This window comes from Haliscomenobacter sp. (genome assembly GCF_033763495.1).
GTDB lineage: Bacteria > Bacteroidota > Bacteroidia > Chitinophagales > Saprospiraceae > Haliscomenobacter.
This window is the reverse complement of record NZ_JANRKL010000189.1, coordinates 12,255-25,748: the sequence shown is the minus strand read 5'-3', so window position 1 is coordinate 25,748 and position 13,494 is coordinate 12,255. Positions and strand designations below refer to the sequence as shown.

Below are 13,494 nucleotides of genomic sequence, written 5' to 3'. Positions count from 1 at the left end.
TTGAGGGCTGAATACCTTGGTCGCAGCATCGAGTGAAGCTATGGATATCCTGGCTACCTGATGATCTAAAAAATGCGACTATGGAAGCAATATCCTTTTTCATGATTTGTCTCATTACGCTATTGTTCTTTTGTGCATATGTAGCTTTTGCACAATGGCGCAATACACGCGATGCAGCCACTCCATGGTACATTGGATATCTTATTGCCGCTGATTTACATTACTTACGTCAATTTTTAATTGATATAGCCCGGGATCATGGGTATCCCTATCTGCCGGATTTACCATTGCGCTGGGATACCCCCCTGACATATCTGAGTTTGATCGCTTACATTTTATTTCTGGCTAAAGTATTGAATTTTCAAGCTCATGCCCCTCGATTGTTCCTCATTTTTAGAGGCTTTGCTATAATTTATTTGGTCTTACTGGTTTTGAATATTGGGCTTCAAATCGGACTTGGATTCACTTCAGCCAACCAGGTGTATCAAATTTCCAGGATTCTGATGTTCCCGTTAATGCTTATAGCCATTGTCTTTTTGCGTCGCCGGGCCATTCATTTGTACCAAAAACTCATTTTGTTGGGCTGTTTATTTTTAGTTGGAGGTATGCTATCGGCAATACTTACCGAATACACCGCATGGTATGAGATCATTCCAGATATCATTCGGGCTTTTCCCACTCCTTGGGGCACCTTTTATTTTTACCACATGAAGGTGGGGATTTTTCTGGATGTCATTTGTTTTTCCTGGGCTTTGACCTTGTTGCAAAAGCATAAAATGATGGCTGAGGCAAAAACGGATCCGATGATTATTCAGCCGAATGTGGCACGCTATGTTGCGGTTGAGCCATTGGTGGAGTTCAAAAAAAAGGAACAGGAAATTTTCATACAGCAAGTGGATGATTTCCTAATTAAAAACTACGCCAATGAAGCAGTGGGCGTCCAAGACCTGGCCAAACACATTTACCTGAGCCCTTCTCAAACTACCCGACGCATCAAAGAGATTACCGGACTTACTACCGAACAATACATCCGGCACTACCGCTTAAGCAAAGCTTACCATCTTTTGAAGGACCCAAACAAAAGCATCACGGAGGTGGCGCTGGATGTGGGATTTAAAGATGTACCGCATTTTTCCACCTGCTTCAAACGGCAGTTTGGGAAAAGCCCGAGTGAAATGCGCAAAAATGCGGGTAAAGTTAAAGAGGATGCGGGTTAGGTGAAAATCGCAAAGCCTACAAAATGATAGGTTTGTTAAAAGTTGATTTAATCATATTTAATTCATTTCCAATGAGATCTATTTTTATAAAACTTTCTCATTTAATCCCATTTGTTTTTTTTGTGGTAATAAATTTACCCCTTATGCTACACGCCCAAGCACCAGAGGGGACCTGGTTGATTGGTCTTAAAGGAGGCGGTCAATATTTTTCTTTTCGGAAGGACGACCTTTTGAGCTCATTTTACAAAGCAATGGAAACCAATTGTATCCACGAAAGTAAATACCGATATGGTGCCAATTTGAGTGTTTTTTTTTATAAAAGGCCCAATCAAGAACGGTTTGCATGGCAGAATGAAATTTCCTATTCCTTTAGAATTCAGGGTGACCCGATAAAGGATTATGATCTTATGTATAAGTCTACCTCTTACAATTCAGATTTATTTTACCAATTGAATTACGAATATCTAAACATTAGCACCCTCGCTAAAATATATTTGGATTATAGCAGACAAAATGTAGTAGAATCTGGTATTCATGTCATCCTTGGTGGGCAGGTATCATTAATAACCGCAGATGACAAAATAAATCTCGGTTCCACAGATATTGACCCATCCACCTTATTAAATATCAGATCAACATATCGTGACACATATAGAGGCCTTAATAATATATCCTTATTCGGAGGAATCGGATGGGATGGTGGTGAAGACTCTAAATTGAATCCATTGAACCTAGACTTGCGCTACTATTTAGGATTTAAAGACTTGTTGGAAACGAAGAATGCCAATCTGGGTGGTAAGGAGTCTTTGGTAAAGGCAAGTTATATAGAATTGAGTATTGGAATAATTTTTCCAAGATTCAATTAAAAACATATGGATCTGGTGATTTTCCAAACTTTCTAAGTTCGGTTCCACAGCAAAATTTTTAAGGCATGAAGAAGTCAAAAATTATTCTAATAGTCTATTTGATTGCTTTAAAGGCGATTGCACAACCCAGCCCAGGTGCGGTAAGTGGAGTGAAATTCTGGATCGTATCCAAACAAATCAACTCCGAACAATCACTCTGGGAAAATAAACTTCCTGAAGAGAGCAAGAGCTCCTTTTCCCAAAGGCCAACTTCGATGCAGAGGAGTTTAAATTACAACTGTAGTTTTAATGTAGTGAATAATGCTGAACCTTCATTATTATTGGGGAAGGTTGACCTGTCTCAATTAACCATATTCACTGTTTATCAACCTGACAATGCCTATTTGGAAAAATCTATTTGGTATTTTGACATTATTGGGGACCCAGGATTGATCTTGAGTACTCATCGCCTGGCTGACCTTGAATCAAGAAAATACTTCAATTATGCACCGCAAAAAATTGACATACCTCGGATCAATACTTTTACCCAATACAAAAAGAATCCATCAGATAAACCCCGTTACACTACCCTGCACTTTGGAGCATCACCTGAGCACGAACACCTGCCCCTTACCAATTTCACCGGATTGATTCCGGAAATTATCATTTTTGATCGTGTACTTACCCCCATAGAACGCTCTAAAGTTGAATCTTACCTGGCCCTTAAGTATGGACTTACCCTTTTTCAAAATGGCCCTTCCCTCTACCTCAATTCCCAAAAAGAGGTCATATGGGATGGCTTCAAAAACGCGCCAGCTTACTTCAATGTGGCGGGCATAGGTCGAGACGACGCTTCTGATTTGTACCAAAAACAGTCCACAAGTAGCTATGATCCTGGTTTATTGGTGATTGCTGCCCAAAAAATCGCCCCGAGCAACCAGGAAAATTTGGCAGATTTTCCCAATAATAACTTTCTCATTTGGGGTGATGATGGTGCTAACCTTAAACTTGTTCGGGATAATTCTGGAAACTACGCTACTGTTTTGCGCAAATGGACAATGGACGGTTTTGGTGAAGCTTCCCCAAAAATCCCAACCATGCTTGCCTTCGATTTTGGCAAAGTCAGAACTACCATTTCCCCAACAGCGCATTATTGGTTGATTATTGATCGCAGTGGGAATGGTAAATTTTCAACCAGCAACCTTGAATTTGTGCCTGTTTCTTCCATTTCTGGGGAGGGCAGAGCTACCTTTTCGAAAGTGCTCTGGGATGAAGACCAATCGGGTAAAGATGTATTTACTTTCGGGATTAGTGCAGGGCCAGATCCAAGCAACTGGGTTTTTGCCCAGGATCGCGACACACTCACTACTCCCTCTGTAAACGGCTTTTTGGAAAAGCTTTTGTTGTACCCCAATCCTGTTGGGAAAAACCATTTTTTCAATGTGGAGCTTGGTTTACAAAAGCCAGAATCAGCTACCCTTCAAATTCATGATGCTCAAGGGAAATTAATTCAGCAACGCTTGTTGGAAGGAAGTACCTATTATTTCTACACGGGACAACTTAATGTTGCAGGCCTTTATACTGTACGCATCAAGATGAACGAAGTGGAAAAAACACTCCCCCTGATTGTAGAATAAACTATGCCTAAAACTCGAAATCATGAAAAAGAAATTGCCATTTCTTCTAATACTGATCATTCCAATCTACATAACCCAACAACAAAACCTGAAAACCTGGGTGGCTGAGCCAAGTGCATTGATTAAATCATTCCTAAAAGCGAGCAACCCTAAGTCAAAAGAAAATCCCTCAATCTCTCAACATGAAAATCCATTTGGTCAAAATAAAGCCAAAACCGTAGAGGTATACTCAGCTGACCTTAAGGGCGGGAGTATTGGCCAAAGCCCCAATTTTCCGGTTGATGATCCCTTTGATAATGTTTTTCACATCCATATCCCGCATGGGGTCAAGCCTTCTGATCGCGTTTTTTTACAGTACGAATTGAAAGGAGTGCAAGACCACAGTGCAGTTTCCCGGAGCATCAACGAAGCCCAGGCCGTCGGGGGGTATTTGATCCAAGAAGGTAAATCCTGGCAGCTTCAAAATGAAGAAATTAATCCCATAATCCTGAAGAATGGAGACAACGTTATCCGTTTTGGCCTTCCAGAAGGTGCTAAATTTCGCTATTCAGTCAGAGAGATTAAATTGCTGATAAAAAAAGCAAATGCCTTTCAAGCCCGGGAACGCAGAATTGTGGTCAATCAACCTTTCAAAGTAGCATATGACCACCGCGTTTTATTGAAAGGCTTTATTGGTGGTATTGCTGCCGACTCGGCCAAAATATTTGTAGATGAACAAGCACAGGCACAAATAAATGGTGAATACGAGTGTTTGCTCACTAACCCAGACACACTTTCCGATAAATGGACGGTGCAACTAAAAGCCGTTTTTCCAGATCGACAAGTTTTAGTCCGGGAAATTAACATTGAAGAACAGCAAAAAGCCCGTTATCGTTACCCTTTAGAGGCAAAAGGCCTCCAAAAGACAGCCCGATTTACCCAAAAAGCAGCATCTCAACTTCAGTTTGAAGGGCTCCAATTAGAAGTGCCAGCAAATGCTTTAACCCAAGACCAGACCTTATCCGTTACCGCCTTGCGAGATGTTGATATACCTGCTTTGGGTTCGGATTTGGTGAATGTCACTGCAAATCACCGGGGATATCGCCTCTTGCCAGATGGCACCCAATTCAAAAAGCAAGCCAGCCTGAGGGTCCCTTATGACAGCACCCTTATTCCAGAAGGTTATACTGCTGCTGACATTAAAACCTTTTTCTTTGATGAGGATGATCGGCGTTGGAAGGCTTTGCCTAAAGACACACTTTTGAAAAGTCAAAATACATTGCAATCCTCCACCAACCACTTTACGGACTACATTAATGGCATCATCAAAGTACCTGAATCACCCCAAACCCAAGGCTATAAGCCGACTGAAATCAAAGGCTTGGAGGCTGGAAATCCTTCCAATAACATCACCTTTATTGCGCCGCCCGGACAAAACAATATGGGTACAGCCAATCTTCAATTCCCCTTAAAGCTTCCCGCTGGAAGGCAAGGAATGCAGCCTCAACTGGCCATCCAATACAATAGTGAAGGGGGGAATGGTTGGTTGGGCTTAGGCTGGGATTTGAGTATCCCTTCCGTCAACATTGAGACGCGTTGGGGTGTACCCCAGTTTGACCCCAACCTGGAAACCGAAACCTACCTGATGGGGGGCCAAATGTTGACTCCGCTAGCACACCGGGCCGAACCAATTGCCCGGATCAGAACGGATCGACGCTTCTATCCCCGCATAGAAGGAAGTTTTCAAAAAATCATCCGACACGGCACGAACCCGGAAAACTATTGGTGGGAAGTGACATCAACCGATGGTACCAAAAACTTTTATGGGGGTACTCCAGGCGCTGGAGTTGATGGAAATGCCGTACTTAAAGATAATGATGGCAACATCGTGCATTGGTGCTTGCGCGAAACCAGGGATTTGAATGGGAACTTTGTACGGTATCACTACATCACTGTTCAGGATGCAGGCGTTAAAAACAGCACGAATTTAGGCAGGCAGATTTACATTGATGAAATTTCCTATACCGGGTTCGAACAAGATGAAGGAGAATACAAAATCCAGTTTATTCGGGACCGCCAAATCAAGGACCCTAAAAGATTGGATGTTCAGATCAATGGCAGGTTGGGATTTAAACAGGTGACAGCGGATTTGTTGAGGGAAGTGAACATCAGTTTTGACCAAAAACTGGTTAGGAGTTACGAGTTAATATATGGACCAAGTGCTTTTTATACATCTCAACTTCATTTGATTATAGAAAAGGACCAGGAGAAAAAAGAATTTTATCGACACGGATTTGAATATTTCAATGAATTAAAAAATGGAGATGATTATGATGCTTACGGAGAGGAAGTTAAGTGGGCTACGGTAGATGATCGGGTAAACGCTGGACTTGGTAATGAACTTGGTAAATTTAAAGACGAGATCACTCCACTTGGCGGTTCTAAATCCAGTAATTTTAGCTTTGGGTTGGCCATTAATCTAGGTTTACCCCTTGCATGTGGCACCAAAGAATTATCCGCAGGAGTGAACTTTGGGTATTCGGAATCCGAAAGTGAAGGGATTAGCGCGTTTTTGGATATTAATGGAGATAATCTACCCGATAAAATTTTTAAAGATGATCAAGGCTTGTGGTATCGGCCCAATTTATATTCAGATGGAAAATCTACAAAATTTGGTGACAAAAAAAGGATCAGAAATGTAAGCGAGTTTAGCAAATCAGAAACTCGTACTACCAGTGTTGGATTTGAATTAGTGTTTTATGCTTTTGTTGGATCAAGTACTAGTTCATCTCGAACCAATACAGATACCTATTTTTCTGATTTCAATGGAGACGGATTGATTGATATCGCTCATAATGGTACGGTATGGTTTAATCATGTTGCATCCAATGGTGAAATTATCTATACCACTGACTCAAATGACACTCCAAATCCAATAAAATCTGGAGCCTCCATTAATCCAAATGTGCTATTTATTGATCCTGATTATCAAAATAAATTGATCGATGAAAATCCCTTGCACGATGTGGTAAAGATGTGGAAGCCTCCTTACCCCGGAGTCGTAAATGTATCTGGGAAGATCACATTAAATACAACTAAAAGTAGATTGGCATATGGTAAATTTGATGGTGTAAAAGCATCTATTGAGTTTAGAGGCCAATCATATGATCTAAATGATGCACGAAGTTTTACTGTTGATACCAGTGATCATATTTATTTTAGGTTACAGTCCAAGATTGATGGTGCATTTGATCAGGTGCATTGGGACCCTATTATTCAATATGCCAAAATTGATTTACCGAATGATGGAGTTGAAGAGAAGGACGCTAATGGCAAAAAGGTGCATTTTTATCAAGCTTCTAAAGACTTTTTACTGGCGGCACCACAATCTGCAACTTTGCCTTATAAGGGTACAATTAAAATTGAGGCCACACTAAAGAAGCCGATCACTTCAGATAGCATTCGTGTAGAAATAGCAAAAGTGGACACTAACGCCAACATGGCAATTGTATATTCGAGAAATTTTAATTGGGATAAAAAAATAGACACCCTACTCTCGATTGATAATTTGAAAATTGATGTGCAGGATGAGGTCAAGTTCTACATCAAATCAAACACCAACATAGCTTGGGATTCATTGATTTATCAACCAAGAGTTTGGTATACTGGTAAGGCCTTGGACGTCTTTACAAATAGAGAAATTGAGACAGAAGATAAAAATGGAAAACCCTTACAAATTCTTTGCCCTACAGCGGATTTTCCCATGTACAATTATGTGATTAAAAAGACTCAAGTCTTTACTCCCAATAAGGAAGGAACAATTGTAGTTAAGCCAAAAAACACCAAATTATTAGGTCCTCAGGAGCCTGTAAACCCCAAGCTAAAAGGAGCTGTGACGATCAGTCTGAAAGGAATAAATAAATTATATTTTAGTCGCACCTTTAGGGTACTCGACGATAAGATTATTGATACGGTTAATTTTTCCAAATTAAAAGCAAAAATACCTGCTGGAGAACCAGTTTTTGTAGAACTGTTTTTCCCTTCCAGAGGATTTGTTGATTCCCTTGGAAAAGATTTCATCTCTGCTGATGTAACTTTTGAGGGCGCTCCAATTCAAATCTCGCCTGGAAAGTTCTCCAAACTCCGTTTAACTGAATCAGTTTTTGGTAACCTTTACCGTGGTTGGGGCCAATTTGCTTACAATGGTAATCGAAATAGAGCTAGCCAAGAAATTGATCGGAAAGAGTTGCAAGTTGACCCTAATTTGCAAAAACAACCTTCTAGAGGTGAATTCGAGAAAATGCGGCAAGACCCCCAAAACGTAAAATCTCCCTACGAGCCTACCAAAGATATCTTCATTATGATGGCTGCTGATGCAAAAAACCAGCGTTGGTTAGGGTACGATCCTTATACTTGGGTAAAAAAAGACACCATCAGTTCTTCTCGTTTTGGCGACGACGATATCATTTTAAAAAGTGCTCCAGTGGCGGGTAGCGGTCGGCTTTCAGCGCCACGTAAATTTTCTAAGTCAGAATCCTTTTCTATCGCAGGGGGTGGCTCATCGCCTTTTGGTGGGGCATCCACTTCATACTCTGAGACAAAATCCACCGATGAAATTATGGTGATGGACTTTGATGGAGATCGTTATGCAGATATTGCAGGCCCTGATTACATCCAAGCTACCGATATGCTGGGGAGGAGGGAGCCAAATTTGATTCGTCACGGTATAAGCAATCATAGTTCAACTGCAACTTCAGTTGGGGTAAGTGCCAATGGTTCATATGCTAGCGCCAAAAACAGCAATACTAGCAATGCAGGTATGGGCGGGGCAAATATCGCTGTCAGGGTTCAAGCTAGTGCTGGTGCAAGTACTTGCAAGGCTAAAGAATCTACTGAATCAGCCAAAAAATCAATTGCACTTCCTTTTTCTGGTAGCCTTGGTTATAATACGAGCTCTGACCATGTTGAACACTCCTGGATGGACATTAACGCTGACGGTTTACCCGATAAATTGTATGCCAATGGGGAAGTCCAATTCAATTTTGGAAAAAAATTTGGCCCAAAGGAAAAATGGGGTGAGCACGTCATTAGGGAAGGGGAAAGTACTGATTTTAGCTCAGGTTTAGGGTATAACTGGGCCAGCATGAGTTTTTCGGGAGGCATCAGTGTTTCCCAGTCTGAAAACCAAACCACTAAACTCTTGCAAGACCTAAACGGCGACGGGTTACTCGATTCGGTTAAGGTTGAATCACCAATTAAAGTTCGATTTAATTTAGGAGCAGGATTTGGGCCTGAGGTGATTTGGAAAGGAACGCCAGATTCCGTTTTAGAAAAAGGCATTTCAGTCGGCACCTCATTTAATGGCTCTTTCACACTCTGTATTCATATCATTGCCATTGTTCCGATTTTTAAAATTTGCATTAATCCAAATGGTTCTTATGGCTTTGGTTCAAGTACAGAGGTTCATCAAATCGTCGACATTAATGGTGATGGTTACCCTGACTTGGTTAAAGCAGGGGAAAATGGCCAACTATTGGTTCGTTTATCCAAAATCGGACGCACTAACCTCCTCAAAACCGTCACCAACCCCCTCAACGGCTCCTTCACCCTCGACTACGACCTCACCCCCAACACCTACGACATGCCCAATAGCAAATGGGTGCTCAGCAGTGTGGAAACCAATGACGGAGTGCAAGGAGATGGAGCGGACCGCTCAAAAATAACCTTTACTTACAGCGGCGGCAAATACAGCCGCCGGGAGCGCGATTTTTATGGATTCAACCAGGTAATCGCCAAGGAACTGGATACCGAAAAAAAGGATGCAGTATACCGAGTCCATACCTACAAGTACCTCAATGAAAATTATTATGAAAAGGGGCTAATGGTGCAAGAAACCATGAGTGATGCTGGCGGGAAGAAGTATACTGAAACCATCAATCATTTTGCACTTTTGGATCTAGCCCAAAATGTTTTCTCCAAACCGGAAACAGAAGAAATAGCCCCCGCTTTTCCAGCCTTGAAAAAAACGGAAAACAAATTCTACGAAGGTCAAGCCACAGCCGGATTTACCAAAACTACCACCTTCGAATACGATCGTTACGGCAACGTAATTGAGTTTACCGATTTTGGGGACAATTCTCCAGGAGATCTTCTTGTCGCTAAAATTGAATATGCTAATTTCCCTAACAATGGTCTTTTTTCCATCCCCAATAGTATTGAAATCAGGGACTTCAACAATGTGGTAGTTCGCGCCAGAAAAGCCGAGGTTCAGGCAAATGGAGACATCACCAAAATTGAACAACTGATCTCTATTTCTGGAAACACTTGGGCAGAATACAAGATGCAATACGATGCCTATGGCAATTTGACTCAACTGACCCGCCCAAAAAACTACAAAAACCAAACCATGACCTACGACTACACCTATGACCCAGAGGTGCATACCTATGTAGTCAAAGTTAAAGATGCTTACGGTTATGAATCAAGCAGCGAATACGATTATCGGTTTGGTATGCTGGTGAAAAGCCAGGATATTAACCATCAAGTGATTACCTACACCCTTGACCCCCAAGGACGGATTGCGACAATTACCAGCCCCTATGAGATGGGCAATTGGCCCTATACCATCAAATATGAATATTTCCCCAATGCGCCAGTGTCCTATGCCAAAACCACCCATTATGACCAGGATAACCCCAAAATAGGCATCCTGACCTATACCTTTATGGACGGCTTGCAACGCCCCATCCAGGTGAAAAAAAGTGGGGTGATCTTTAAAAATGAAAACTCTGAACAAGAAACCCTGATAGTTTCCGGTAAAACCATATATGATGCATTCGGCAGAACCCTGCTCACCCATTACCCAATTGAAGATACTGGAACAGCTATTGCCTACAACCCCAAGAAATCTAATTATTCCGTTTCCAAAACCTTTGACGTACTTGATCGAGAGGTCAATGTCACTTTGCCGGATGGTGCTGCTACTACCATGGAGTACAGCATCATTTCCGGACCTTGTAACTGCTTCAAAACCCTGATTACTGACGCCCTCGGTACGCAGAAGGAAGAGTGGAAAGACATCCGTGAGCGTACCCGTACCACCATCGATTATGGTCCACCAACCTTGACCACCACCTACCAATACAACGCCATTTCTGATTTGCTGAGGGTAGTTGATGTGGATGGTAACGAGCTGGAATACACCTACGACCAATTGGGGCGAAAACTCAGCATGGAGCACCCTGATGCAGGCAAAACCGAATTCGAATATGATGACGTGGGGAATTTGCTCAAAAAAACCACCCCCAATATCCGCGAAGTCTTTGCAAAAAAAGCCCCCAACACTGCTATCCAGTACACCTATGACTACGAACGTCTGGTACAAATTGACTACCCCCAAAACTACCAAAACAAAGTAGTTTATCACTACGGCGGCCCTGAAGATACCCGATTCAATCAGGCTGGCCGGATTCGACTGCAGGAAGACGCCACGGGTGGACAGGAGTTTTTTTACGGTCCCTTGGGGGAAGTTGTTAAAAACATCCGCACGGTTTTGGTCAATGAAAGCACCGAGCTGACTTTTGTTTGGGAAAATGAATACGATTCCTGGAATCGAATTCAGAAAATGAAATACCCCGACCTGGAAGAAGTTTCTTATGAGTACAACACTGCTGGAAAACTCAAACAAATCAAAAGCCTCAAAGCAAATGTACCCTACACCATTGTGGAAAATATGGGCTACGATGAATTTGAGCAAAGGGTCTTTTTACACTATGGCAACGGCACCAAAAACTTCTATAAGTATGAGCCAAAGCGCCGCCGCCTGCAAGAGTTGATCTCCACAGATCGGACGGGTATCGAATTCATGCACAAACAATACAGTTACGACCCTGTTGACAACATTACCACCGTTGAGAACCTTGCCACCGGCAGCTTAGTAAATCTGGGTGGGGCTACCAAACACAATTATACCTACGACAAGCTTTACCGCCTCACGGCAGCCAAAGGCACCTACAGTAAACTGGAGCAAAAGTACGATTACTCCTTGCAGATGGAATACGATGAGTTGCACAATATCCTTTCCAAATCCCAAACCCTGGGTTACAATGGCAAAGCTCAGGCGGCTAAAACCTACAATCTGGACTACCTGTATAAGGATGGAAAGCCACATCAAGCCATCCAAATAGGTAAAAAAAGCTACACTTACGACGCCAACGGCAATCAAACGGGCTGGACCATGGCCAACGAACCCAAGCGCCGTGACGTATATTGGGATGAGGAAAACCGCATCACCCACATGAATGAGAATGGGTACCTGCATTACTTTACCTACGATGCTGCAGGCGAAAGGGTGATCAAAAGTGAAGGCGGTATCCAGGCTTTATTTTTGGACGGCAACCTCACCGGGCCTATTGCCCACGAAGACAATTACACGGCCTACATCAGTCCTTACCTGGTGTATAAAGCCGATAAGTTCACCAAGCATTATTACATTGAAAGCCAACGTATCCTGAGCAAAATTGGAACAGGCGATTTTTATGCCAATCGCTTGCCTACCGGACAAGGCATTACCGCCGGAAATAAAGACTACAGTAAGCGCAAAACTGAACTGCAGGAAGCACTGAAAAAATTCCTGGACTCCCAGGGCTTTGAAGTGAATGAACCCTCGCTGACCAAACGGCAACAAGACCTGATCAAAGCGGGTATACCGATTCCAAATCTGAATACCGACAATTACACGCGTGCCCCGCGCAATTGGCCGCAACCTCAACCTGGTAAAGAAGATACCACCTGTCTGCCCCCCTTCCTCCTAATTCCCCTGGATTCACTTACGAATGAAGGGGTGACGGCAGGATACGGATTTGTAACTGCCCCCTTCACGCAGGAGACCAACCACTTTTTTTACCACCCCGACCACCTGGGGAGTACCAATTTTATTACCGATATCGGTGGTATTCCACGGCAGTTTGCCGAATATATCCCTTATGGTGAGACCTTTGTGGAGGAACATACTTCTACGGACACCCAGCCTTATTTGTTCAATGCCAAGGAGTATGACGATGGCACAGGTTTGTATTATTATGGAGCACGGTATTATGATCCGGTGGCGTCGATTTGGGTGAGTGTGGATCCGATGCTGGAGAAGTATCCGGGGTGGAGTCCTTATAATTACACGATGTTGAATCCGGTGAAGTATGTGGACCCTGATGGGAAGTTTCCATTACCAACTGTTGCTTTAGGAGCTTTGATTGGAGGGGCTATTGGGGCAGGAGTTAGCTTTGCTATGACTGATGGTTCAATAGAAGATAAATTTGCTGCGGGCGCGAAGGGGTTGCTAAGTGGTGCTTTAACTGGAGCTATTGCGGGGACTGGAGCTGGATTGTTATGGGGGGTAGCGGGTAGTGCAGCTGGAAGCGCCCTTGTGCAAGGATCTGAAATTATTGCAGGAGACCGCAAGCTCGAATCATTTTCTGGTAAGGAAGTTGCAATTTCAGCTTTAGCTTCAGTAGTAGTCGGAGCGGGTGGAAATTTGTTGAAGAAAGGATTAGAAAATACTATCAAACATGAAACTGGAAGAGCAGCGGTTAAAGCTTTGAGGGAACAAGTTAAAAAGAGCCTGGCCTTAAAAGGCGGGTTGTCTCGTAACGGCATAGACCAAGTCTCTAAGGCTGCTACCAAGAATATAATGAACTTTAGAAAAGAACTATTCAATGTAACAAAGAAAGGTGCTGATTTAATTATAGATACTGGTCAGGAGGTTTTTGGGCAAAAAATTGAAAAAGAACTAAAATCGATTAAAAACCAGTAGGGATACTA

Annotated in this window: 4 protein-coding genes; all 4 read left to right on the top strand. The window is 42.6% G+C overall.

The annotated features are described in order from the left end of the window. Positions 1–80: 80 nt before the first annotated feature. The 4 genes from SFV55_RS21240 (at position 81) to SFV55_RS21225 (ending at position 13,486) form a co-directional block, all read left to right on the top strand. A complete protein-coding gene (locus SFV55_RS21240) occupies positions 81–1,217 on the top strand; it encodes a helix-turn-helix domain-containing protein (protein ID WP_320031563.1) in 1,137 nt (378 codons plus the stop codon). 23 nt (positions 1,218–1,240) lie between these two features. Beyond that, positions 1,241–2,083, top strand: coding sequence for an outer membrane beta-barrel protein (locus tag SFV55_RS21235; RefSeq protein WP_320031562.1), 843 nt, complete (start codon positions 1,241–1,243; stop codon positions 2,081–2,083). A gap of 65 nt (positions 2,084–2,148) precedes the next feature. Further along, positions 2,149–3,699: a T9SS type A sorting domain-containing protein gene (locus SFV55_RS21230; protein WP_320031561.1), complete on the top strand. Its 1,551-nt coding sequence runs from the start codon at positions 2,149–2,151 to the stop codon at positions 3,697–3,699. A 22-nt stretch (positions 3,700–3,721) separates the two neighbouring features. After that, positions 3,722–13,486 carry a SpvB/TcaC N-terminal domain-containing protein gene (locus SFV55_RS21225; RefSeq protein ID WP_320031560.1) on the top strand — a complete coding sequence of 3,255 codons (9,765 nt, stop codon included), beginning with the start codon at positions 3,722–3,724 and terminating at the stop codon, positions 13,484–13,486. Positions 13,487–13,494 lie beyond the last annotated feature (8 nt).